20 protein-coding genes and 1 tRNA gene are annotated in these 22,658 nt (G+C 56.5%); 15 read left to right on the top strand and 6 right to left on the bottom strand.

The features are described from left to right. The first annotated feature begins 349 nt into the window (after positions 1-349). Genes GRI36_RS05315 through GRI36_RS05280 form a run of 8 tightly spaced genes read left to right on the top strand, consistent with a single transcriptional unit; the run spans position 350 to position 7,995 of the window. The gene (locus tag GRI36_RS05315; RefSeq protein WP_160597510.1) at positions 350-637 is read left to right on the top strand and encodes a type IV secretion system protein VirB3; all 288 of its coding nucleotides are present in this window, start codon (positions 350-352) and stop codon (positions 635-637) included. Then, positions 616-2,991 carry a VirB4 family type IV secretion/conjugal transfer ATPase gene (locus GRI36_RS05310; protein ID WP_160597509.1) on the top strand — a complete coding sequence of 792 codons (2,376 nt, stop codon included), beginning with the start codon at positions 616-618 and terminating at the stop codon, positions 2,989-2,991. Before GRI36_RS05315 ends, GRI36_RS05310 begins: the two co-directional genes overlap by 22 nt. Further along, positions 2,958-4,223: a type IV secretion system protein gene (locus tag GRI36_RS05305; protein ID WP_160597508.1), complete on the top strand. Its 1,266-nt coding sequence runs from the start codon at positions 2,958-2,960 to the stop codon at positions 4,221-4,223. The genes GRI36_RS05310 and GRI36_RS05305 overlap by 34 nt, the downstream gene beginning before the upstream one ends. Further along, entirely contained in the window at positions 4,220-4,981 is a 762-nt protein-coding gene (locus GRI36_RS05300; RefSeq protein WP_235902170.1) for a virB8 family protein, read from the top strand. The genes GRI36_RS05305 and GRI36_RS05300 overlap by 4 nt, the downstream gene beginning before the upstream one ends. Beyond that, positions 4,978-5,700: a TrbG/VirB9 family P-type conjugative transfer protein gene (locus tag GRI36_RS05295; protein WP_160597507.1), complete on the top strand. Its 723-nt coding sequence runs from the start codon at positions 4,978-4,980 to the stop codon at positions 5,698-5,700. The genes GRI36_RS05300 and GRI36_RS05295 overlap by 4 nt, the downstream gene beginning before the upstream one ends. Further along, positions 5,700-6,761, top strand: coding sequence for a TrbI/VirB10 family protein (locus GRI36_RS05290; protein ID WP_160597506.1), 1,062 nt, complete (start codon positions 5,700-5,702; stop codon positions 6,759-6,761). Before GRI36_RS05295 ends, GRI36_RS05290 begins: the two co-directional genes overlap by 1 nt. Before the next feature lie 2 nt (positions 6,762-6,763). Next, positions 6,764-7,738, top strand: a complete 975-nt coding sequence (gene virB11, locus GRI36_RS05285) for a P-type DNA transfer ATPase VirB11 (RefSeq protein WP_160597505.1) — start codon at positions 6,764-6,766, stop codon at positions 7,736-7,738. Continuing rightward, positions 7,735-7,995 (top strand): TrbC/VirB2 family protein, encoded by a 261-nt coding sequence (locus tag GRI36_RS05280; RefSeq protein WP_160597504.1) that lies wholly within the window; start codon positions 7,735-7,737, stop codon positions 7,993-7,995. The genes virB11 and GRI36_RS05280 overlap by 4 nt, the downstream gene beginning before the upstream one ends. Before the next feature lie 338 nt (positions 7,996-8,333). On the opposite strand, the gene GRI36_RS05275 is transcribed toward GRI36_RS05280, so the two are convergent. Continuing rightward, positions 8,334-8,423 (bottom strand) — tRNA-Ser (locus tag GRI36_RS05275). Positions 8,424-8,519: 96 nt separating this feature from the next. On the opposite strand from GRI36_RS05275, the gene GRI36_RS05270 reads away from it, so the two are divergent. Continuing rightward, a complete protein-coding gene (locus GRI36_RS05270; RefSeq protein WP_160597503.1) occupies positions 8,520-9,566 on the top strand; it encodes a peptidylprolyl isomerase in 1,047 nt (348 codons plus the stop codon). Between the two features lie 123 nt (positions 9,567-9,689). Here the strand turns inward: GRI36_RS05270 and GRI36_RS05265 are convergent, their stop codons facing one another. Both GRI36_RS05265 and GRI36_RS05260 read right to left on the bottom strand, forming a co-directional pair. Continuing rightward, positions 9,690-10,052 (bottom strand): VOC family protein, encoded by a 363-nt coding sequence (locus GRI36_RS05265; protein ID WP_160597502.1) that lies wholly within the window; start codon positions 10,050-10,052, stop codon positions 9,690-9,692. 3 nt (positions 10,053-10,055) lie between these two features. Continuing rightward, complete coding sequence (locus tag GRI36_RS05260; protein WP_160599077.1) at positions 10,056-12,146, bottom strand: RelA/SpoT family protein; 2,091 nt, start codon at positions 12,144-12,146, stop codon at positions 10,056-10,058. Positions 12,147-12,330: 184 nt separating this feature from the next. On the opposite strand from GRI36_RS05260, the gene GRI36_RS05255 reads away from it, so the two are divergent. After that, a complete protein-coding gene (locus GRI36_RS05255) occupies positions 12,331-13,230 on the top strand; it encodes a hypothetical protein (protein WP_160597501.1) in 900 nt (299 codons plus the stop codon). A 23-nt stretch (positions 13,231-13,253) separates the two neighbouring features. Here GRI36_RS05255 and GRI36_RS05250 read toward each other — a convergent pair whose 3' ends face one another. Beyond that, complete coding sequence (locus tag GRI36_RS05250) at positions 13,254-15,140, bottom strand: M1 family metallopeptidase (protein WP_160597500.1); 1,887 nt, start codon at positions 15,138-15,140, stop codon at positions 13,254-13,256. 50 nt (positions 15,141-15,190) lie between these two features. Beyond that, complete coding sequence (locus tag GRI36_RS05245) at positions 15,191-16,039, bottom strand: Rieske (2Fe-2S) protein (RefSeq protein ID WP_160597499.1); 849 nt, start codon at positions 16,037-16,039, stop codon at positions 15,191-15,193. A 74-nt stretch (positions 16,040-16,113) separates the two neighbouring features. Between GRI36_RS05245 and GRI36_RS05240 the strand changes: the two genes are divergently transcribed. Continuing rightward, on the top strand, positions 16,114-16,713 hold the full coding sequence (locus tag GRI36_RS05240; RefSeq protein WP_160597498.1) for a lambda-exonuclease family protein: 600 nt from the start codon (positions 16,114-16,116) through the stop codon (positions 16,711-16,713). 5 nt (positions 16,714-16,718) lie between these two features. Here GRI36_RS05240 and hemF read toward each other — a convergent pair whose 3' ends face one another. Continuing rightward, a complete protein-coding gene (hemF, locus tag GRI36_RS05235) occupies positions 16,719-17,588 on the bottom strand; it encodes an oxygen-dependent coproporphyrinogen oxidase (RefSeq protein ID WP_160597497.1) in 870 nt (289 codons plus the stop codon). A gap of 148 nt (positions 17,589-17,736) precedes the next feature. Between hemF and pdeM the strand changes: the two genes are divergently transcribed. The 4 genes from pdeM (at position 17,737) to GRI36_RS05215 (ending at position 22,284) form a co-directional block, all read left to right on the top strand. Beyond that, complete coding sequence (gene pdeM, locus GRI36_RS05230) at positions 17,737-18,438, top strand: ligase-associated DNA damage response endonuclease PdeM (protein ID WP_160599076.1); 702 nt, start codon at positions 17,737-17,739, stop codon at positions 18,436-18,438. A gap of 319 nt (positions 18,439-18,757) precedes the next feature. Continuing rightward, positions 18,758-19,279, top strand: a complete 522-nt coding sequence (infC, locus tag GRI36_RS05225; RefSeq protein ID WP_160597496.1) for a translation initiation factor IF-3 — start codon at positions 18,758-18,760, stop codon at positions 19,277-19,279. Positions 19,280-19,413: 134 nt separating this feature from the next. Continuing rightward, positions 19,414-20,661 (top strand): NRAMP family divalent metal transporter, encoded by a 1,248-nt coding sequence (locus GRI36_RS05220; RefSeq protein WP_160597495.1) that lies wholly within the window; start codon positions 19,414-19,416, stop codon positions 20,659-20,661. A 72-nt stretch (positions 20,662-20,733) separates the two neighbouring features. Beyond that, entirely contained in the window at positions 20,734-22,284 is a 1,551-nt protein-coding gene (locus GRI36_RS05215; protein ID WP_160597494.1) for an SLC13 family permease, read from the top strand. Positions 22,285-22,658: the final 374 nt, after the last annotated feature.

Genomic DNA, 22,658 nt, shown 5'->3' with positions numbered 1-22,658 from the left:
ACCGCCGCCAATTTCCAACCCCTCCAATAGCTTCAAACCTGCTGTTTCCCGTCAGCACCTATGACACAGGTTTGAGGCCGTGATTTGAGCAGGGTTCGAGTCTCGTCCTAATGGCGAATAAGCGAAAATAAGACCCCAAACCCTTATCACGATTTCTCCGTTAAGAGAGCAATGCCATGCTCGTGTTTAGCACAATAGCTCGGGGGCGCTTGAGCCTCAGCATACGGGCTATATGCTGAACAATTTAAGCAAAATAGATGACTCAGTTTTCTTGTTAAGCTAGCGTCGAGCGATCACCGATTCTCCAGACAATGCTGGGATATCGGGATGCCATTGGGGGGATGGGTCAATGTCAGACAGTTTGCGGCAAGATACTTTGTTTGTTGCTCTTACGCGTCCGCAGATGTTTGCCGGCGTCACTTACACATTCTTCATCATCAATGTCGTCGTTGCCGTCGAACTGTTTTTGGTGTTCAAAAGCTGGTGGGTCTTGCTCGCAGCGCTCGCATTTCACGGCATCGGGATGCTCTTTTGCCTCAACGAGCCGCGCTTTTTTGACCTTTGGATTTCGCGCGTTCGCAATTGCCCAAGGGTCAAGAATTACGGGATCTGGCAGTGCAATTCCTACAGGCCCTGACACGCGATCCGAAAGTCATTGCGCGCGAGGTGCCGGCAGGCGGTCACCTTCCCTACGCGCGGCATATAGACGATGTGACCATCGAAACACGCGACGGCCTGTTGATGCAGACAATCCGCCTGCGCGGCTTCCTGTTCGAGACAGCCGATAGCGAAGAACTGAATTACCGCGCAGAATTGCGCGATGCGATGACCCGGGCAATCGGCACATCCCGCTTTGCAATTTATCATCACGTCTTGCGCCGCCGCGCCGATACAGTTCTGGATGGCGAATTTGGCGACGATTTTTCCAGAAATTTGAACGATCGATGGACCGAACGGCTCGAAGCTAAGCAGCTCTTCGTCAATGATCTTTTTCTGACTTTGGTTCGCAGGCCGCTGCCGGGCACAATCGGGTTGGCCGGACGCGTAAAGTCATGGCTGGGCCAAGCTGCAAACCAGAATGCCGAGCGGATGCTGGCGGAAAGGCATGCGCTATCAAATGCGCGCGAGGCATTGGTCGCCGCCCTTGGCGCATACGAGCCTGTAGTTTTATCGCGATATGACACGCCTAATGGCATGCGGTCGGAGCCGGTTGAGTTCTTATCCTACCTGTTTAACGGAGTTATGAAGCCAGTTGGCGCGCCGCACGGCGATATCGGCCATCATATTCCCTCCCGGCGGATTAGTTTTGGGCAAGATACGGTAGAGCTTGCCCCGACAGGCGCGGATGGAAGACGCTTTGCGGCCATCCTCTCGATCAAGGACTATCCGAACCGTACCATGCCCGGCATGTTCGACGAGCTCTACCGGATGCCATTCGAGCTCAATGTCAGCCAAAGCTTCGCTTTCATTGAACGGGGCCAGGCGCTCAGCCGCATGAACATGGTGCTCCGCCGAATGCGCTCAGCGGAAGATGAAGCTGTCTCGCTTCGCGATGAGCTTGGCTCTGCAAAAGATGAAGTTGCAGCCGGACGCGCCGGTTTTGGCGAACACCACACCAGCATCGCGATCTATGCCGATGATTTAAAGCTGCTTGGCCATCATGTGGCGGAGGTCATCGCCTTGCTCGCTGATCTAGGGATCAATGCGGTGCGCGAGGATATCGCGCTGGAGCCAGTATTTTGGGCGCAGTTCCCGGGCAATTTTCGTTACATCACGCGGCGCGGACTTGTTTCAACGACCAATTTTGCCGGCTTCGCCAGCCTCCACAACTTCCCGGTGGGCCGCCCCCAAGGTAATCATTGGGGCGATGCTGTCACCCTACTGGAAACAACCGCAGCGGGACCATATTTCTTCAATTTTCATCACAATGATCTGGGCAATTTCACGGTCATAGGTCCCTCTGGCTCGGGCAAGACAGTGGTGATGAATTTCCTCCTTGCGCAGGCGCGTAGATACAACCCGCGGATAATTTTCTTCGATAAGGATCGCGGCGCAGAATTGTTTATCAGGGCCATTGGCGGACAATATGACAGACTCAACCCCGGCACACGGTCAGGCCTCAACCCTCTGCAACTGAGCGACACGCCAGCCAACCGTAGTTTCCTGTTCGAGTGGTTGGCAATTCTCGCAGGCGGCTGCAGCGCAGCCGAACTTGACCAGATCCGCGATGCGCTCGAGATTAATTTCCAGCAGCCGATGAAGCGGCGCAGGCTTCGCTATCTTGCCGAGCTGTTTAAAGGCGCAGAGAAAGCCACGTCGTCCGATTTCAAATCACGCCTTGCGCCGTGGTGGGGCTCGGGCGAGCGGGCATGGCTGTTCGATAATGAGATGGACGAAACCGATATCACCCATGAAACGGTCGGTTTCGATATGACTTCCATTCTTGATGATCCGGTCGTCCGCACACCGGCTATGCTCTATTTCTTCCACCGTGTGGAAGAACGGCTTGATGGAACCCCGTCTATCATCGTGGTAGATGAAGGGTGGAAAGCGCTCGATGACGAAGTCTTTGTCCGGCGGATGAAGGACTGGGAAAAAACCATTCGCAAACGCAATGGCATTGTTGGATTTGCAACCCAGAGCGCGCAAGATGCGCTCGACAGCAAGATAGCCAGCGCGATTATCGAGCAGGCTGCAACGCAAATCTTCATGATCAACCCCAAGGCCCGGGCTGAAGATTATATTCACGGCTTTGGTCTCACGCCGCATGAATTCGAGCTTGTCAGAACTCTGCCCGATAGCTCGCATTGCTTTTTAATCAGACACGGCAAAGAGAGCGTCGTTGCCCGGCTTGATCTTACGGGCGAAACTGATCTTCTCGTCATCCTGTCCGGCCGCGAGAAAACGGTCCGGCTATTTGACGAAATTGTTGGCTCTACGGGGCCTGATCCGGCGAATTGGCTCCACGTTCTTTTGAGGCAGGCCGCGTAGTGGCGTGCCCATCGATCATTACAGGTGACCGATTCTTATTGAGAGTGATCGATCATATTGATTGCCAAGCGCAGGTAATCGGAAGTTATGGCTATCAATCGCTTGGCCAACCGGGATCGGTGGCAGCAACGGTGGCGGCTGCGTTGCTGACATTGTTCATAGCCCTGTATGGTATTCGGCTTCTGTTTGGGCCTGCGCCCGGCATGGGCGCTGGCATGGGCGCTGGCATGGGCCAAGCGGTGTTCGGTATCTTGAAAATCGGGATTGTGTTGACGCTTGCATTCTCGTGGCCTGCATTCCGTACGGTTGTTCATGACGTAGTGCTCGACGGACCAGCCCAAATTGCCAACGCAATTGTGCCCAACACGCTTGGTGGCACTTCGCAAAGATTTGCTGAACGACTGCAGGAATCCGACCGTACAATGGTCAGCCTTGCGCAAGCTGGCACTGGCAGAAACACTGGCGCGGTTCTGGAAGGGAGCGAAACAGGCGCGGGATTTGCAGGAACAGCAATCCAGGATGATACAGCGCTTGGCTATGGTAGGCTTGCATATCTGTCTGGAACGATAGCGAGCGTTGGCTTGCTTCGCATAGCCGCTGCTTTGCTGTTGGCACTTGCGCCTCTGGCAGCGGGGCTGCTGCTGTTCGAACAAACGCGCGGCATATTCTCAGGCTGGCTAAGGGGGCTTACCCTTACAGTGATTGGCTCGATTGGAACGACAGTGGTGCTCGCCTTGCAATTGTCGATCCTTGAACCGTGGCTAGCAGACGCAATTCGGGTTCGCAGTTTTGGATATGCTACCCCGTCGGCTCCCATTGAATTGTTTGCAATCACGCTCTCTTTTGCCCTGATCCAGTTTGCAATGATCTGGCTTTTGGCGAAAGTTGCGTTCAACCGCGGTTGGCCAAGCCTCCCCACTTATCATCTTGGAACAAACGCTTCTTCGGCGATGTTTGCTCAGCAAAATCCGTCCTCACCCGTGCAAATATCCAATCGGAGCCGAGTTGAACGAATTTCGGATAGTGTCGAAACGACTGTGCGGCGCGAGCAAATTGCTGGTTCGCGGGTTCACGCTTACCAAGGCGGTACGCTTGCATCTCGTGGAGATACAGGCGCCGCTCAAGCTAACCCAGCCACAGAGCTCGCCTCAGTTCCAAGGCTAGGTAGTTCTTACCGAAGAACTGGCACTCGTAGCTCGCAAGCTGGCACCAAAAGGGATGCTGCCCAATGAATGCATCAGATGGTCATAGTGATATGGACGACCTGGCATATGACACGCCAAGTGATTGGTCACGCAGCGTAACAGCCGATGTGGAACGTTCAAGGCGGATCGCCTGGATTGTCGCCTGCGTAGCCGCGCTGATTGCTGTGCTTGAAGCCATTGCACTCGTTTATCTCACTCCGCTGAAAACCGTAGTTCCCTATACACTGTTGGTCGATCGGCAGACCGGACATGTAGAGGCCCTATCGCCACTAGATACTCAGGTAATTGCTCCTGATGCAGCGCTTACTCGCTCGTTTTTGGTGCAATATGTAATCGCCCGCGAGAGTTTTGATGCAGCGGGTTTGCAGGAGGATTACCGTAAGGTCAGTTTGTGGAGCGCAGGCGATGCTCGCAGCCGTTACATCGCTCAAATGCAAGAGGGTAACCCGCTGAGCCCGATATCCTTCATGCCTCGCGGCGGCACAATCAAGACCGAGATCCGAAGCATCTCTTCAATGAATACCAACCGTTCCATGGTTCGCTTTACTACCATTCGCAGCGATCCCGGCGCGCAACCGCAGGCCCCCGAATATTGGGCAGCCATTATCGATTATGAGTTCAGCGCCGCAGATATGACGCAGGCAGACCGGCTGATCAATCCACTTGGCTTTCAGGTGACCCGCTACCGACGTGACGCAGAAACCCTGCCTGAACTCAGCATCCCGCAGGCTAGCCCCGCGCCCGCTACAGAGGCCCGCCCGGCTGTTCAGGCGCCGTCACAATGATGATAGTGCCGCTCCGTTTTCTGCCGGGTTTGGCGCTTCCTTGTGCCGCAGCGCTATCGGCGCAAATCGTGCCGCAGCCATCCGCAGATAACCCTCGCATCCAGACCGTAGAATGGACTGCTGGGGAAGAATACATCCTCACCGCACTGCCCAATACCGGGCTTACAGTCATGCTTGAACCCGGCGAACAGATCCGGCGGATTAGTCTTGAAGACCCCTCGCTGGTCGATGTCAGGGTATCGGCAGAGGGCGACAGTTTTCTGATCTTGCCGCTGAGTGAGCCGGCCAGCACCGGAATGGTGGTTCAAACAGGTCGCCGCGATTACCGCTTCAACGTGCAAACGGCCATGACGCTCACATCTGCTTATCTGGTAAGCTTCACTTATGCGGGAGCCGGTCCACTGATGCCCACGCAAGAACTACAACAAGAGATTCCCCAACCTACGGGCCAGACTTGGGATTACCGCATGCGCGGAGATAAATCGGTGCGTCCAGCGCGGATCAGCGATGACGGTGTGCGCACCACAATCGAGTTTCCGCCAGAGCAGGATTTGCCAGCGATCTTTGCCATCGGTCCGACCGGCGATGAACAGGTGGTCAACGGGCATATGCGCAGCGGCGTGTTTGTTATCGACCGGGTCCACCGTAAACTTGTGTTCCGGATAGACAAAGACAAGGCCACCGCGCAGCGAAGCGCTGAGCCTCAAGGCGATAGTTGATGGCTGATCAACCAGCCCAGTATTCTCCTGGAAACACAGAAAACGAGACGGATATTCGTCCGGTCGTAGCAAAGTCGCATTCAGGAAATTTGGGCGTCTGGGTTTTCGCGGTCATTCTCCTCATTGGAGGAATTTGGCTATTTTCTGCGCTCAATGCCAATCGCGCCAGATTGGATGCGCCAACCATTGCACCGGTTGCTGCAACTGATGGTTCAAGAATAGCTGCTGCACCACCGCTGCGTTTGCCTGAAGACTTCGAAACGCGGCTCGCCAATATCCGTGAACGACCCTTCTCCGTCCGCCCCTTGCCATCCGCACCTCCGCAGCAGCCAAGCAGATCACCGGCTACACTTCCTCGTGCGATCGCAAGTGCGCAGCCTCCGCAATATCCCCCTCCGCCGACTGGGGCCCCTGTTTCTTCTGTTGTATTCGATCGTGCCTTCAGCAGCGCACCCGGCGCAAGCTCGCAGCCGACACCTCAAATTGCCGATAGCCGCGTGCGCGCTGGCCGGTTCCTCAATCCCTCGCTCACCATCTCGCAAGGCACAGTCATTCCGGCTGTGCTCGAAACCGCGCTTAATTCCACCCGTCCCGGTGCCGCACGGGCCTTGGTTCAACGGGACGTCTACAGCTTTGATGGGACCCGTATCCTGATCCAACGCGGCAGCCGCATCTATGGAGAATATGAAGCGGGGCTCAACTTGGGCGAGAAACGTGCACTGATCCAATGGACACGGTTGATCCGCCCTGACGGCGTAACCATCGCGCTCGACTCGCCATCCTCCGATCCACTTGGCCGCGCCGGAGTGAAAGGCGATGTCGATAGCAAATTCTTCCAACGGTTCGGGGGTGCCATCCTACAATCGGTCCTCGATATCGGAGTGGGTATCGCAACAAGAGAAACAAGCGGCGACGGAGTGGTCGTCGCCCTGCCAGGCAGTACGCAGAACATTCAGGTTCAAAACCAGCAATCGATCCGCCCCACGTTGAAAATCCGGCATGGCACCAGCGTTTCGATTTTTGTGGCGCGCGATCTTGATTTTTCGACCGTGGATTTCTGATCTTGGAAAGCAGCTATTATCTCGACAGCTTTCTTGCGCCGCTTGCCCCCTATCTGACGCGGGACGATGTCACGGACATCTATATCAACCAGCCTGAAGAAGTTTGGTTTGAAACGACCGGCGGCGAGATTGAGCGCGAACGTGTTGAAGGGCTGGACGAGAAGCTACTTGGTCGGTTGGCACGCCAGATTGCTGCCAATAGCTCGCAAGCCATCAGCCGGTCACAACCGCTGCTTGCTGCAAGCTTACCCGATGGCTCACGCGTCCAGATCGTTGGTCCGCCAGCATCACGTGGCGGGCATGTGCTAGCGATAAGACGGCATGTCGCAGCGGGTATGTCGCTGGCTGACTGGATCGATGCGGACGCCTTTTCCATGACCCGAGACGGCCCGGCTCGACTGAACATATCGGACGAGTATAAATCGCTCGGCGGCAGCGAGGCGCCAGCAGCTCTCAAGAATGCAGTGCTTCAGCGCAAGAATATCCTGATTTCCGGCGGGACATCTTCGGGTAAGACGACATTTCTAAACGCGCTGATTGCCGAAATTCCAGCCGAAGAACGGTTGATTCTGATCGAGGATACCGAGGAATTGCGCCTTTCCCATGAGAACGCCGTTGGCTTGCTGGCCGCGCGAGGACAGACCAGCGAGGCGGAAATTTCTGCGGAGGATTTGCTGATTGCAGCGCTACGGATGCGGCCCGATCGGATTATTCTGGGCGAATTGCGCGGGGTGGAGGCGTTCACTTTCCTGCGCGCAGTCAACACCGGCCACCCCGGCTCGATGACCACAATTCACGCCGACACACCGGAGCGGGCCATTGAGCAGCTGGCGCTGCTGGTTCTCCAAGCCGGAACCAAGCTGGGATGGGATGATGTGCGGCATTACGTTCGCGCAAGTGTTGATGTGTTCGTCCAACTTGGCCGCGAGGGCGGCAAGCGCGGCGTATCGCAAGTCATGGTCAGGTCGGGCGGATGACAGAATTCCGGCGATCTTTGTTCGAGCCTTCGGGCCGCAATGCGCTTGGTGATTCAGCGGGGTGGATTGCTGACACGATGCTGGGTAGCGTTGCAACGGGCCTGTGCGTTCTAGCAGTAGCGTTTGTCGGAGTGATGATGCTTACCGGGCGGCTTGACTGGCGGCAGGGCATGCGGGTTATTCTCGGGTGCTTCATCATTTTTGGAGCGCCGGTGATTGCGGCTGGGCTAATGGGGTTTATGACGCAACGCGGGTAGAAGGCGGAACCACAAAGCCCGCTCACGCAAACCGGGCTTGGGCTGCGTGAGGACTTGCCGCTTCCTGCACCACGCCCCCTCCTCCCCGTGGCTCTTGGCAGCAATGACAGCACAGCGTCACACTATCAAAAATCCGATCAGCGACATCGGCGATTCGAAACTGACACTTCAGCGTTCAAAAAGGGGTTAGCCCATCAATGAGCGTGCCTGACGAGATCGCCCTTACGTCATTCGCCAATATCTGCTCGCAACTGCAAACCAGTGCGGCAACAGATGCGGCAGCAAATTAGAGGCCCCAGCAGAACTTGCTTTTTTATCCGCTACTTAAAGGAGAAAAATGGAGGACACGGTGGGATTCGAACCCACGAAAGAGTCGCCCCTTTACACACTTTCCAGGCGTGCGCCTTCGACCACTCGGCCACGTGTCCCCGCTACCGGCAATCTTGGCGATTTCCGGCAGAACGCGCGCACTAGCCGCCACAGGGGGCTTTCGCAAGGTTGATTCCGGTGGCAGGATAACGCTTATGAAAAAACATTGCCTGCTCGCTGCTGTCGCTGTCGCCCTCACTTTCCCTGCCGCCGCGCAGGATGCCGAGCCGGAGGGGCCGCCCTCGCCGGGACAGATCGTTGCTGGAGCCCCCGCCAGCGAGTGGGTCAGCATTACAGCGGAGGATTTGCTGGTGATGACTCTGGCGCCCGATGCCGAGGGCAATGCGCGGCAGGTGGTGATCCAGTTGATGCCTGCGCCGTTCAGCCAGGGCTGGGTCAGCAACATCCGAACCTTCGCCCGCGCCGAATGGTATGACAATATCAGCGTCAACCGCGTGCAGGACAATTACGTCGTCCAATGGGGCGACCCGAATTACGACAACCCTGAGGCGACTGGCGAGACGAAGGTTCTGCCTGAAGGGCTGAAGGTGATGGAGGAGGAGGAGTACACATCGAGCCTGTTCGAGTGGCAGGATCGCAACGCAGAGCGCGATGCGGAACGTCAATCGAGGAAGGCGACGGAGGCCGTGCTACAACCCGTCGAAACAGAGCCTTATCCGGCATGGCATAGTCGCGACGCATACGCCCCCAGGGTGGATTTCTATTCCGGCTGGCCGGCAGCCACTTCCGGATACTCCTGGAACCAAGTATGGTGGCCCGTCCACTGCTACGGAATGATCGGCGTCGGGCGTAACTATTCGCCCGACACTGGCTCTGGCGCAGAACTTTACACCGTCATCGGCCATGCGCCGCGGCATCTGGATCGCAACATCGCGCTGGTAGGGCGGATTATCGAAGGAATGGAGCATCTCTCCAGCCTGCCGCGTGGCAAGGGTGAACTCGGCTTCTACCGCGAAGACGAGTTTGACAAGCGAACCCCGATATTGTCGGTCCGCGTCGCCAGCGATTTGCCCGCCGAAAATCGGCCTGCCTTCGAATATCTTTCAACCGAGGGCGAAACATTTGCCAAATATGCCGATGCCCGCGCCAATCGCCGTGATCCGTTCTTTATCGCACCCGCTGGCGGCGCGGATATTTGCAACATTCCTGTGCCGGTGCGGCGGGTTTCCGCTAGCGAGTGAACGAATGGAGCGCCGAACGCGCAGTCAGGCTCGCGACCGAACCGCAACGCAGGCTAGGACCACCCCGAATCAACCACAGAGTTTGTCTTCGCCCGGCCCCAGCCTGCGCTGGCGATCACGAGGCTAAATACGTTGCATCAGTTCAATCCGGTTGCCAAACGGATCGCTGATATCACCGCGCAAATAACCCTCAAGCGGTTTGCCATCGTTAAACGCTACGCCTGCTGCATCCAGTCGTGCACGCATTTCCGCCAGATTATCAACCAACAGCGCGGGATGCGCTTTCTTGGCGGAAGCAAACGGCTCCTCTACACCAAGATGCACATGTGCCGAACCGCCTGAAAACCAGCACCCGCCACGCTTCGCCAAATCTGCCGGTTTGGGCGCCTCCGCCAGCCCTAATACCCCCGAATAAAACGCCCGCGCTTGGCCCTCTCCGCCCTTAGGCATGGCCAATTGCACATGGTCGATGCCGGTTACCGCCATGCGCTAGATCCGCTCTGCTTGCGCCACTGCATCGCTCGCCCGCAGCGCGCTGAGAATTCGGGTCAAATGGGCGATATCCTGCACTTCAAGATCAATCTCGTACACGCCAAAGGGATGTTCGGTCTGAGACAAGGTCAGCGCGCGGATATTAGCAGCGTTCTGGCCGAATATTCCCGCCATTTCCGCCAAAGCGCCAGGCCGGTCATATAAGGTAGCGCGTAATTTCCCTACCGCCCCTTTCGATTTTTGGCCCCACGACAGATCAAGCCAATCGGCATCAATCCCGCTCGCAAGCTCGAAACAATCAATAGCGTGGACTTCCACCCCCGCGCCCTGTTTCCGGAGGCCGACAATCCGGTCGCCCGGCACGGGATGGCAACATTCCGCCAATTGGAACCCGACACCAGGCGTTAGTCCGCGAATGGAGATCGCACGCTCCTGTTTCGCCCAATTGCTGTCAGGTTCCATGTCGGTGGTGCAGCCCGGGACCAGCGCTTCCATCACCTCGCGATCGGTCAGCTTGGCCGCGCCAATCGCATACATCAAATCCTCTTCTTCTTCGAATTCGAGCCTTTTGACTGCTTCACGCGTGGCCTTCTTGCCGATCTTCGCCGGCACCCGAATGGCAATGTCATCGAACAATTTGCGGCCGATTTCTGCCACTTCATCACGCTCTTTCAGCCGAACTGACCGGCGGATCGCCGCGCGCGCCTTGCCGGTTACGACGAAGCTCAGCCAGCTTAATTGCGGTGTCTCGCCAGGCCCTTTGATAATCTCCACCACGTCGCCATTATTCAGTGGTGTGCGCAGCGGAATATGGCGGCCATTGATTTTCGCGCCGACGGTTTGCGCGCCCAAATCTGTGTGTACCGCAAAGGCAAAATCAACCGGCGTTGAACCCTTGGGCAGTTGAAACAGCGACCCCTTGGGCGTGAACGCAAAAATCCGGTCCTGATAGATCGCCATGCGGGTGTGTTCGAGCAGTTCCTCTGCATCATGGCTGGCGTCGACAATTTCGATCAGGTCGCGCAGCCAGCCGACCGCGCCGTCGGGTCTGTCTCCTTGCTTATATGCCCAATGCGCCGCCAGTCCGAATTCATTCGTCTGGTGCATTTCCTTGGTCCGGATTTGCACCTCGACCCGCATCGAGTTTTCATAAATCAGTGATGTGTGGAGAGAGCGATAGCCGTTGTTTTTGGGGGTGGAGATATAGTCTTTGAACTTGCCCGGGATGCTTTGCCAAACGGTGTGAACCACGCCCAATGCCGCATAACAATCGGCTTCATTCTGGGTGATGACGCGGAACGCCATGATGTCGGTTACCTGCTCGAACGAAACGTGCCGCTCGGCCATTTTCTTCCAGATTGAAAACGGGTGTTTTTCGCGGCCGGTCACTTCAACCTTAAGGCCCGCTTCTGCAAGCGCCTGTTTGATTGCCAGCGCAATCGCATCAACCTGCCCTCCATCCTGCTTGCGGATTTGTTCGAGCCTGCCGGTTATTGTGCGGTATCCCTCCGGCTCCAATTGCTCAAACGCCAACAGCTGCATTTCGCGCATATACTCGTACATGCCGACCCGCTCCGCCAATGGGGCATAGATATCCATCGTTTCGCGCGCGATTCGCTGGCGTTTTTCAGGTGATTTGATGAAATGCAGCGTACGCATATTGTGCAAGCGGTCGGCCAGCTTGACCAGCAGCACGCGGATATCTTCCGACATGGCGAGCAGGAATTTGCGCAGATTCTCCGCCGCGCGCTCGTCTTCGGGCATCGCCTCGATTTTGCTAAGCTTCGTCACCCCGTCGACCAGCCGTGCGACCTCCGGCCCGAAATTTCGTTCGATATCCTCGATCGTGACCAGCGTATCTTCCACTGTATCGTGGAGGAGCGCGGTCATGATGGTTTCCTGATCAAGCTGCAGATCGGTCATCAAACCGGCAACTTCGATAGGATGGCTGAAATAAGGGTCGCCGCTGGCGCGTTTCTGGCTACCGTGTTTTTGCACGGTATAGACATAGGCGCGGTTCAGCAGCGCCTCATCGGCATCCGGATCGTAAGCGAGAACCCGCTCGACTAATTCATATTGGCGCAGCATCGCCTGCGATTGTGGGGGGATTCCTGGCGGATGCAACGGAAAATCGCGCCTATGCCAATCCTTTGTCGATAGAATTTCGCCAGAGGCCGCTGACTTGACCCGCCTGCGAGCCTGCGCCACCTATCGCATTAACGCCTGCGGGCGATGCACGGAGATCGTTTTGCCAATGCTTTTGATGCCAAACATGAAAGCTGCATCCATTGCGTTTTTGGTCTTGGGAGCGGGTCACGTCACGACGTCCTCTGCGCATCCTGTCGCCGAAGAAAATCGCCCACATTGGCATTTCGAAAACCGCGTTATTACGGAAAGTTCGGGAGTTGCTGTAAGCAAGACCCAGCCCGGTATTTTTTGGACCATCAACGATTCCGGCAATGCGGCGGAAGTCTATGCATTCGACCAGTTCGGGCATGATCTTGGCACTTGGCGGATTGAGGGCGCCGATAATCGCGATTGGGAGGCTATCGAGCTGGCACCGTGTTTTGACGGCAGGAGCAACGCAGATTGCCTGTATATTGGCGAAACTGGTGACAATGCTGAGAAGCACGAATATTCGGCGATCTACAAAATTGCCGAACCGCAAGTCACAGCAGAAAGCGCCGTTAATGGCGATCTATCGTTAAGTCTGATCCAGACGCTCCGGTTCAAATATGAAGACAATTCGCATGATGTCGAGGCATTTTATATTACCACGGATGGCCGGATCAATTTGATAACCAAGGGCCGCTCAAACGGCATCGCGCTCTATAGTTTTGATCCGGTAACATCATCTGGCACGATTGCCACCGCGCTGCGTGACTTTGAATTTGCGATCACTCCAAACCGGTCAATCGGCCGGTGGGTGACCGATGCTTCCTTGGCAAGCGACGGGCGGATGTTGGCTGTACGGACCTATCGCGAAGTCTATCTTTTCGACATCACGGTGAATTTGCCAAATGGTGCACCACTTGAACCTGCCGCAGTCTGCGACTTGGCGATCTTGTCCGAAAAACAGGGTGAGGCCATTGGCTGGACAGATGACCACGGCGTTTTTCTGACAACGAGCGAAGGCGACAACAAGATTTCCCGAACCATTTGCAACTTTTGATTGCGGCGCTCGGCGAGATATTTCTAGCCCTTCACCAACCCATCCACTGTGCCTTGCGTAACCGAATGATAGCTGGCCCGGGTCTTGGCATAAATCCGCTTCGCAATCGGCTGGCCCCATGCGCCCTGATCCATCAATGCCTCGAACAAGGGCGCGACAAATTTGCGGCGTCCGACCCTGGCAAGGAATTGCTCGGTCGTGGGCACAGCAGCTTCGTACTTGTTCTGCAGCGCCAGCTCTAGCCAAAGGAATAGTTCCTCATTGTTGGTCGAGGCTGACAGTTTCAGCCCTTCGTCCAATCCGGCAAGTTCGGCTTCGTTCAATTTGCGCGGGATTTTTGCGAGGAAACGCTGGCGCTCGGCGGAGGTCCATTTGTCCCATGCTTCCGTATCGAGCTTGCGCTTATCGCTGAAGGCTCTTGCCGCTGCATCCACTTCGGCAAAGGCTGCCGGATCGGGCCGCGCGACATTATCCGGAAGGCCGGTGCCGTAAATCCACTCGCGCAATTGCAGCTGCTCTGCCTCAGCCTCGTCCTTGACCAGATTCTCTTCCATATCGGCAAGGATCATCGCCGAGGTTGCAGGCTGGAATGCGTGATTGTCGAACCATTGCTGCAACCATGCGTCGAACCGGTCGCGGCCCACAATGCTCTCCACCGTTCGCAGGAAGAATGCGCCTTTGTCATACACAATCGCGCTTCCGATAGAATCGACATTGACCGGTTGATGCAAGGCGGTGCCGGGATCATCTGTGCCCACCTCTGCCAGCGTATCTTCAATCGCGGCAAAGCTGAGGGCGGCTTCCTGATCGGCGCGCTTCTTGCCATAAATCTCCTCTACAATCCGGTTTTCGAAATAGGAGGTTACGCCTTCATTCAGCCAACTGTCGGTCCAATTGGCGTTAGTGACCAGATTGCCCGACCAGCTATGCGCCAGTTCATGCGCTACCAAGCCCGTCAGGCTGCGGTCACCCGCGATGAAGGTAGGGGTCAGGAAAGTCATGACCGGGTTTTCCATCCCGCCATAGGGGAAGGCTGGCGGCAGCACGATCATATCATAGCGGCCCCAGCGATAGTCGCCGTAGAGCTTCTCGGCAGCGTCAATCATCGCTTCGGTATCGGTTAATTCGGCGGCGGCGGCGTCAATCATCGACGGCTCGCTCCACACGCCCGAACGGGGACCGAGTTCCTTGAACACGATATCACCCGCCGCAATCGCGATCAGATAGGGCGCAACCGGTTTGTCCATTTCAAAGGTGAATGCGCGGCGGCCATCGTCCAGCGTTTCCGGTTCATCCTCCGACAATCCGGACATCACGACGGTCAATTCATCCGGCGCGGTAATCCGTGCAGCCCAAGTCTGGCGGATCCCTGGGCTGTCCTGCGTCGGAATCCATGTCCGGTTGAGCGTCGCCTGACCCTGGCTAAGCAAATAGGGATGTTTGCCGCCAGCGGTTTGTTCCGGGCTTAGCCATTGCAGCGCCGCCGCATCACTGGCGGAATATGTGATGGTAATCTCGCGCGCGTCGCCCATCGTAATCGACAGCGGTGCGCCCTTGCCTTCAACAACCTCACCGACCGTAAAGTCGAGCGGCTTGCCATCGGCATCGGTAATCGTTTCAATTTTCAGACCATCATCATCGAGAACGACAATATCGACACCTTTTTCCGCTATGATATCGAGCATCGCGCTGCCCGAAACCGTCTGCTTGTCGAAATCGAGGTCAAGCTCGAGATCGACATGCGTCACTCGCGCCAGTTCTGGCTGGGCGAAGCTCTGGTCGTCTTTCGCATCCTCGGTCGTCAGGATTGGTGCGACCTTCGGTGCATCGCCCCCCGCATCGCCGGACATGTTGCAAGCGCTTACCAGCAGCAGGCTGAAAGCGGCGGCGAAACCTCTTGAAAAACGCATTGGGGATGACTCCGGAAGGAAAATTCAAATTTAGATTAAGCGATGCCGTATCAATCGCCGATGAACAAGTGTCCATCGACCAATCTGATTGGCGGTGGCGGTAATAAGTCGCCGCAACGTCCCTGCTGTTCTGCCCCGCCGTCAATCTCAAACCGATAGGCATGCCATGGGCATGTGATCAGCCCTTCTGCGTCAATTTCGGCGTCGCCAAGCGGACCCAGCATATGCGGACAGACCGCCGCATGGGCAATCCATTCGCCTCCGTGATGGCGGACCGCAAAGCGTCCTCGCTCGAGCGAAACCGGATGCGATTTGCCGCGATCCAGTTCAGCCTCAATCCCCAAATCCACGCTGGAAGGAATATCATCTGAAACCTTTTTGCGATCATCCAGAGCTTGCTGGCGTGAAGACATCAGCGCTTCGTCCTCGTCATACAGCGTCTTATACTGACCCTGAAGATACCCCAGGATCATCGCAGATTGCGCGGCTGTTTCGGGCGCTTGCGGCAGGTAGAACCGGACATCAATCGCGATCATCCGTCCGTCGCTTGAACCTTTATCACTAGCTTGAGTGTGAATTTGAATGCCCTCGCCCGTGCCCGACAGGACCGTAGTCGCCCAATAATGGTTCGGACGGTCGACTAGCAACTCGACCTCCTGCTCTCCGCCACCCGCAGCAGGCGGCAATCCGGTTTTGCAACGCCATCCCCATTCGCCTTGGTCAATCAGTTCAATTGACGCAAAGGAGGAAGGGTGGACGAAAGGAAGATGCTCCCAATCATACGCATTCTCCATCATCCGGTTGAGGCTGACGGGAATGCTGCGCGTGTAATTGCCAAGATAGTGGAGATTGGCTTCTTCGGACGGGGCAAGGTGCGATTGAACTGTCATGGCTGACATTGTGACCGGCGGCGGATAAGAAGCAAGCGATTAGGCTGGCGAAGCGCCAATTTCCAATCGCCAACCGTAAGGGCATGATGACAAAAGAACCGGCAATGCCCTTCACCATCGTCGATCTGGAACAGGGCACCGAAGTCTGGCGGGAATGGAGGTATGGCGGAGTCGGCGCGTCCGATGCGCCTGCGATCATGCGCGAAAACCCGTGGAAGTCGCTCGCACAGCTTAGGGCAGAGCGCGAATTCGGGAAACGGCCTGCTTCTCAAACCGTCAGATCATCGCGGGCAATGGCGCGCGGTGTTGCTCTCGAACCTGAGGCGCGGGCCGCCTACAACCGGCTGACGGGACATTCAGTCTTCCCACTGTGTCTACAGAGCAACGCCCATGAATGGATGCGGTGCAGCCTCGACGGGATTTGCCTCGACACAGGCACAGCGGTCGAAATAAAATGCGGAACCGGTTCGTATAATAGCACCGCCAAAAACCAGCGCGTGCCAAGACATTATTACGGCCAGCTCCAGCACACGCTCGCGGTAACCGGCTTCGCGGCGATGGATTTCTTCTGCTATTTGCCCGGCCGCAGACCAATTACCATCAATTGCGCGCGCGACGAAAAATACATCGAGCGCCTAATCAGCGCCGAGGCGCGTTTTTGGGAGTCGCTCGGGCGAGGATAGGTAGCCTAGCTCCATACCGCTTCGGGCGGCAGGCTCATTAGAATCGCATCAATATTGCCACCGGTCTTGAGGCCGAACAATGTCCCCCGGTCATAGACCAGATTAAATTCGGCATAGCGGCCGCGCCATTGCAATTGCTGCAGCTTGTCCGCGTCGGTAAAGTCGCTGTCCATCCGGCGGCGGACGAGCTTGGGATATATGCCAAGGAAAGTTTCGCCAACGTCCTTGGTAAAGGCAAAATTGCGGTCGAATGCCGCGCCGCTGCCGTCGCCGTCGGGGCATTCCATATGATCGTAAAATATCCCGCCTACCCCGCGATGGCATTGGCGGTGGGGGATGTAGAAATAGTCATCCGCCCATTTTTTGAATTTATCATAATAGGTCGGGTTATGCGCTGCGCAGGCCGCCCGGAATGCAGCGTGAAAATCGGCAGTGTCTTCATCATACGGTATTGGCGGGTTAAGATCCGCACCGCCGCCGAACCATGATTTGCCAGTGGTCAGAAAACGCGTGTTCATATGCACCGCTGGAACATGCGGGTTGGCCATATGCGCCACCAGCGAAATGCCGGTTGCGGTGAAACCGGGGTTCTCGGCACTGGCACCATTGATGCTGGCGGCGAATTCGGGCGCAAAACTGCCGCGCACAGTCGAAACATTGACCCCTACTTTTTCGAACACTTTGCCCTTCATCAAGCCCTGAACCCCGCCGCCCGGGTCAGAATTGCCTTCTTCCTCGCGCTCCCACGGGGTGAAGGTGAACGCAGCATCACTACCCGTCTCGCGTTCGATCGCCTCGAACTCGTTGCAGATTTTGGTGCGCAGGGTCTCGAACCATTCTTTGGCGCGATTGGTGTGTTCGGTAGTGTCAGTCATAGTTCCCTGTATAATCTAGTGCGGCACCAAGCGCCACTCGGTTTGGTCAAGGCCTCGCGTTTGACAGTTATTGCTGCGGCATACCTTGATGCAAATCAATCATTCCACCAAACTTGCATATCTTATGGTGCTGCTGCAAACGCTAGCGATGGTTCCCCTTTCGTTCGCAAATCAAGAATTCACGTTGACCACCTCAGGCGCGCTTTATTGGCCGGGCGAACGTGCCTTGCTGGTGGCCGATTTGCACCTCGAAAAATCAAGCTTCTATGCCAAACATGGCCAGATGTTGCCCCCCTATGACAGCCGCGAAACGTTGGAGCGGATTGCCTTGGCGATTCGCGAAACCGGCGCGCGACGGGTGTTTACTCTGGGCGATAATTTCCACGATAGCGAAGGATCGGCGCGGCTCGAACCGCATGCGGCGGGAATGTTGTCGGCGCTCACTCGCGCAACCGACTGGGTGTGGATCACAGGAAACCACGATCCCCATATGGAAGCCCGGGCCGGAGGCGAGATTGCCGAGGAATTGGAAATCGCCGGAATGGTCCTGCGGCACGAGGCAAAAGCAGGCGAAACGCGGCCCGAATTCTCCGGCCATTTTCACCCGCGCCTGCAAATCAGTGTCCGCAAGCGCCGCATTCGCCGCCCGTGCGCGGTAGTCAGCACCAGCGAGACCAGCGGAGGGCGCATGATTCTACCTGCCTTCGGGGCATTGACCGGCGGAATGGATGCCGCTGACCCGGCAATTCTCGCCGCCATGCAACCAGCTGAAAGGATTGATGCAATGTTGCCCGCCGCAGGCAAGCTGGTGCAATTCCCGTTGTGGAGGCGGGAACAGAATCTGGTTTAGCCTCAAACACCGGCGGTCGCATCCGCTCCCTTAGGCTACTGCGCTAACCACGCGTCGACCGGTCAGGCTCTGGCTGCCGCGGCCACTTTTCAAGCACGGCGTATCTGGCTTGCACCAAGAATCTTGGTCGCGGCAGCCAGCAAGCGACCGCTTGCCGCGCGGTTAGCGCGAAGCCAAGCCTGTGGATGCAGGCACCCGGCGTTTGAGGCTAAACAAAAGACTCCTTCTCCCTCTAGCACTTCGCTACATTCCTCACTAAGTAGCACGCAGTTACAAATGGCAATCAGGAGAAAGCCCCATAGCCCGTCCACCCCGGCGCATGAATACGCCGCCCACCAAGAGCGGCCCGCGCTTTGATGAATATATCCAATCCGATAAAGTCCGCGTCATTGACGAGAACGGCGAAAATATCGGCGTCATGTACACCAAGGAAGCGATCGAACAGGCAGCAGGCGTTGGCCTGAACCTGGTCGAAGTCTCGCCCAACGCAGACCCGCCCGTGTGCAAATTCCTCGATGTCGGTAAATACCGCTTCGAAGCGCAGAAGAAAGCCAATCTGGCGCGTAAGAGCCAGAAAACGCAAGAGATCAAAGAGATCAAGATGCGCCCCAACATCGACACGCATGATTATGACGTCAAGATGCGCAACGTGCACAAATTCATCGATAATGGTGACAAGGTCAAAATCACGCTCCGTTTCCGCGGACGCGAGATGGCGCACCAGAACTTGGGCATGGATTTGCTCAAACGCGTGCAGGAAGACACAGCCGAAGACGCCAAGGTCGAATCATTCCCGCGGCTTGAGGGCCGGCAGATGCTGATGGTGTTATCGCCTAAGTAAGCCTGGGCGATTCGTGATATCAAACGGGGCGCGCAGCAATGTGCGCCCTTTTTGTTTTTGTGCGGCGTAAAGCGGCAATGTCGTGATATTTCTATCAGATCGTGCATAGCTTCCAGACGGGGGAGTTATGCACGATGAGTAACCTGCATTTCTGGCGGACACTTGGTCCGGGGCTGTTATTTTCGGGCGCTGCTGTCGGCGTATCGCATTTGGTGCAATCTACGCGTGCCGGTGCGCTATTTGGACTCGCGCTCGCAGGCATCATAATCCTGATCAACATCCTCAAATATCCGGCCTATCGTTTCGGTGTTGATTACGGCCAATCTACGCGCAGATCGCTCCTTGCCGGATATCGTGAATTGGGAGTTTGGGCTCCGATCCTGTTTTGCATTGTCATACTGCCAGTGGCGCCCATTATCCTCGCTGCGATCAGCGCGACAACCGCAGGATTACTTGGCGCCATTACCGGCATTGATTTGAGCGTGCCCGTGCTGGTGGCGATAGTCATCGGATCAACATCATTCTTGCTAATCTGGGGCGGATACAGCTGGCTCGACCGGGTCAATCGCATCCTGATGGCGTTCCTAATCATTGCCACGCTATCAACGACAGTGCTGGTCCTGCCGAATATTGAATGGGGAACGCTGGCTGATGTGAGCTGGATGAGCCAGCCAGCCTCCCTGTTATTTATCATTGCGCTGGCTGGGTTCATGCCCAACCCGCTCGATGTATCTGTTCCCCAGTCAATTTGGACAGTGCAGGCAGAAAAGGATGTGCCAGACGACGATAGGGCAACCCTGTCCGAAACACGTAAAGGGTTTCTCACAGGGTATGTGGTTACCGGAATTCTGGCTATTTGCTTTTGCATCATGGGTGCCGGAATAATGCACAATTCCAGCATCGAGCCAGCCTCCGATGCGGTAGGTTTCGCCACCCAGATCATCGCTCTTTACGGCGAGACTCTTGGGCCAATCCCTGCACTGCTGGCAGCAATTTCTGCATTCGCAGTGATGCTATCTACAATGTTCGTCGCCTTCGATGCTTACGGCAAATCCTTTACCTCGGCTTACGAAGAAATTAGCGGAGTGCGCGATCCGGTTAGGTTGCGCCGCGCCTATGTCACAATCATCATGAGCATCGGCATATCGGCGCTTTCAGTGCTGATTTTCTTTCTTTCGGATTTTGGCCAGTTCATCGATTTGGCGACTTCGCTTGCATTTCTGTCTGCGCCAATCATTGGCGTACTCAATCATCTGGTTGTGACGCGTTGCGCGATGCCGGACGCGGCCCGGCCCAATCGAGCCATCCGCATCCAGAGTTTAATCGCAATCGGCGTGATGAGCGTGATGACCGCTGGATATTTCGTGCTGAACTATCGCTGAGGCCCAGATTGTTTGTTAGTTGCGACACAGTCAGATAACGCTAAAAAATAACAAAAGAGAGCGACCTACTTCATGACACCGCGCCAAATCGGCTTCATCCTAGGCCTTGCTGCATTCGCCCTGACACTGCTCGCGCCGCCGCCTGCCGGGATGCCGCAAGAGGCGTGGTTGGTCGCGGGGCTGGTTGTTTGGATGGCGGCGTGGTGGATGACGGAGGCGATTCCGCTCACAGCAACGGCCTTGTTGCCGTTCCTCGTGCTGCCATTTGGCGGGGTGTTGACCGCAAAGGAAACCGCCAGCGCCTATTACGCGCCGATCCTGTTTCTGATTTTGGGCGGGGCGTTTATTGCTTTGGCCATCGAACGGACCGGACTGCACCGCAGGCTGTCGCTTGCGATCCTCAAGACGGTTGGCAGCGGGGTGGGCATGCCGCCAAAAACAACACGCATCTGGCTTGCGGTGATTGTCAGCGCGTCGCTGCTCTCGATGCTTATCTTCAACACCTCAACCAGCCTGATCATTCTGATCCTTGCGGTTGCCGTGCTGGGCGGCTTGGTGTTGTCGGGCGCGGAAAAGCTGTTGCTGGCATTTATGGTCAGCGCGGCCGTGTTGTCGATGCTGATCTCCAACACCTCAACCTCGCTTATCATGATGCCGATGGCCTTGGCCGTGCTGGCTGGCGGGGGTCTAGCCGCCGATGATCAGGACGGCCTCGCCGGGGCATTGCCGATGGGGATTGCCTTTGCCGCGTCAATTGGAGGTCTGGGAACGATTGTCGGATCACCCACCAACGGAATTGCGGTGGCGCTGCTCGATTCAATGATCGGGGTGCAAATCAGCTTTGCCGAATGGGCAATGTTCGGTATCCCGATTGTTATCGTGGGCGTGCCTGTGGCCGCCTTCATAATCTCCAAAGTCCAGAAGGTTTCGGTCACGCATTTTGATGTGGATGCAGCCCGCGAGGCGATCCAGACTCAGACAGTTTGGTCGTCGGCAGAAAAGCGTCTGGTACCGCTGATTGCCATCACCTTCGCATTATGGATGACCGCGCCGTTGCTCAAAGGTTATCTGCCAGATGGTTCGCTGACCGATGGCACGATCGCCATCGCTGCTGGCATCCTGTTGTTCATTCTGCCCGACGGTACTGGGCGTCCACTGCTGACATGGGCAGAAGCGGATCGTGCGCCGTGGGGCGTGATCATGATGTTTGGCGGCGGACTGGCCTTGGCCGCTGGTATGGGCGCATCGGGCCTGGCCGAATGGCTCGGCAAAGCGTTGTTGCCGCTGAGCGCAGTGCCGCTGATTCTGACCGCGCTGGCAATCGTCGCAATGGTCGTCTTGATCACCGAATTTGCGAGCAACGTCGCCACCGCCAGCGCGATTATTCCGGTGGTCGCCAGCCTGACAGTGGCGATGGGCGTTGACCCGATTTTGCTAGCTATGCCCGCCGCGCTTGCCGCCAGTTGGGGCTTTATGCTGCCTGCCGGGACAGGGCCGAATGCAATTGCATGGTCCACCGGGCGGATCAAACTCAGCCGGATGGTCGGCGCGGGCTTTGTGCTTGATATGGTCGGGATCGGATTGATTGTCGCGCTGGTGTGGATGGTGGCGGCGATACTGTAGGAACGGAAACCGGGCACTGGCTCCCGGCGTTTTCCTACAGTGGACTGCGGCTGTAAAACCCGGTTCGCTCTTTGAAATCGTGGTTCCGAACTTGCCCTTCCAAAACCCTGAATCGCAGGGCCGAGCAAATCTGTAACCCGTTTTCCAACAGGCTAATTACTTTCTTCCAAAGGCTTGGCCGAGGTGTGTTAGGTTACAGGTGTAACCCTAAAGCCTACAAAGAGGGCACACCGCTTGAACCCACTGGTTACAGATGATACCGGATTCGCAGCACAATATTTCTCGGTGATGCGTTCCTGCGGAGGTTAGGAACGGGGCCATTTGGTCCAAGCCAGAATATCCGACCAGCTCCTGCCTTCCTGGGAGCATTTAAG

The sequence above is a fragment of the Pontixanthobacter gangjinensis genome, from assembly GCF_009827545.1.
Classification (GTDB): Bacteria; Pseudomonadota; Alphaproteobacteria; order Sphingomonadales; family Sphingomonadaceae; genus Pontixanthobacter; species Pontixanthobacter gangjinensis.
Note: the sequence above shows the minus strand (reverse complement) of the source record. Positions and strands in the feature narration are given on the sequence as shown.

Bases quoted from the DNA above. Each gene is read 5' to 3' on its own strand.
- GRI36_RS05220 (WP_160597495.1), top strand. From the start codon at position 19,414: ATGAGTAACCTGCATTTCTGGCGGACACTTGGTCCGGGGCTGTTATTT.
- GRI36_RS05260 (WP_160599077.1), bottom strand. From the start codon at position 12,146: ATGCTGCGCCAATATGAATTAGTCGAGCGGGTTCTCGCTTACGATCCG.
- hemF (WP_160597497.1), bottom strand. From the start codon at position 17,588: ATGACTGACACTACCGAACACACCAATCGCGCCAAAGAATGGTTCGAG.
- GRI36_RS05315 (WP_160597510.1), top strand. From the start codon at position 350: ATGTCAGACAGTTTGCGGCAAGATACTTTGTTTGTTGCTCTTACGCGT.
- GRI36_RS05270 (WP_160597503.1), top strand. From the start codon at position 8,520: ATGAAAAAACATTGCCTGCTCGCTGCTGTCGCTGTCGCCCTCACTTTC.
- GRI36_RS05290 (WP_160597506.1), top strand. From the start codon at position 5,700: ATGGCTGATCAACCAGCCCAGTATTCTCCTGGAAACACAGAAAACGAG.
- pdeM (WP_160599076.1), top strand. From the start codon at position 17,737: ATGGTTCCCCTTTCGTTCGCAAATCAAGAATTCACGTTGACCACCTCA.
- GRI36_RS05295 (WP_160597507.1), top strand. From the start codon at position 4,978: ATGATGATAGTGCCGCTCCGTTTTCTGCCGGGTTTGGCGCTTCCTTGT.
- GRI36_RS05215 (WP_160597494.1), top strand. From the start codon at position 20,734: ATGACACCGCGCCAAATCGGCTTCATCCTAGGCCTTGCTGCATTCGCC.
- GRI36_RS05240 (WP_160597498.1), top strand. From the start codon at position 16,114: ATGATGACAAAAGAACCGGCAATGCCCTTCACCATCGTCGATCTGGAA.
- GRI36_RS05265 (WP_160597502.1), bottom strand. From the start codon at position 10,052: ATGGCGGTAACCGGCATCGACCATGTGCAATTGGCCATGCCTAAGGGC.
- GRI36_RS05280 (WP_160597504.1), top strand. From the start codon at position 7,735: ATGACAGAATTCCGGCGATCTTTGTTCGAGCCTTCGGGCCGCAATGCG.
- GRI36_RS05300 (WP_235902170.1), top strand. From the start codon at position 4,220: ATGAATGCATCAGATGGTCATAGTGATATGGACGACCTGGCATATGAC.
- GRI36_RS05250 (WP_160597500.1), bottom strand. From the start codon at position 15,140: ATGCGTTTTTCAAGAGGTTTCGCCGCCGCTTTCAGCCTGCTGCTGGTA.
- GRI36_RS05245 (WP_160597499.1), bottom strand. From the start codon at position 16,039: ATGTCAGCCATGACAGTTCAATCGCACCTTGCCCCGTCCGAAGAAGCC.
- GRI36_RS05255 (WP_160597501.1), top strand. From the start codon at position 12,331: ATGAAAGCTGCATCCATTGCGTTTTTGGTCTTGGGAGCGGGTCACGTC.
- infC (WP_160597496.1), top strand. From the start codon at position 18,758: ATGAATACGCCGCCCACCAAGAGCGGCCCGCGCTTTGATGAATATATC.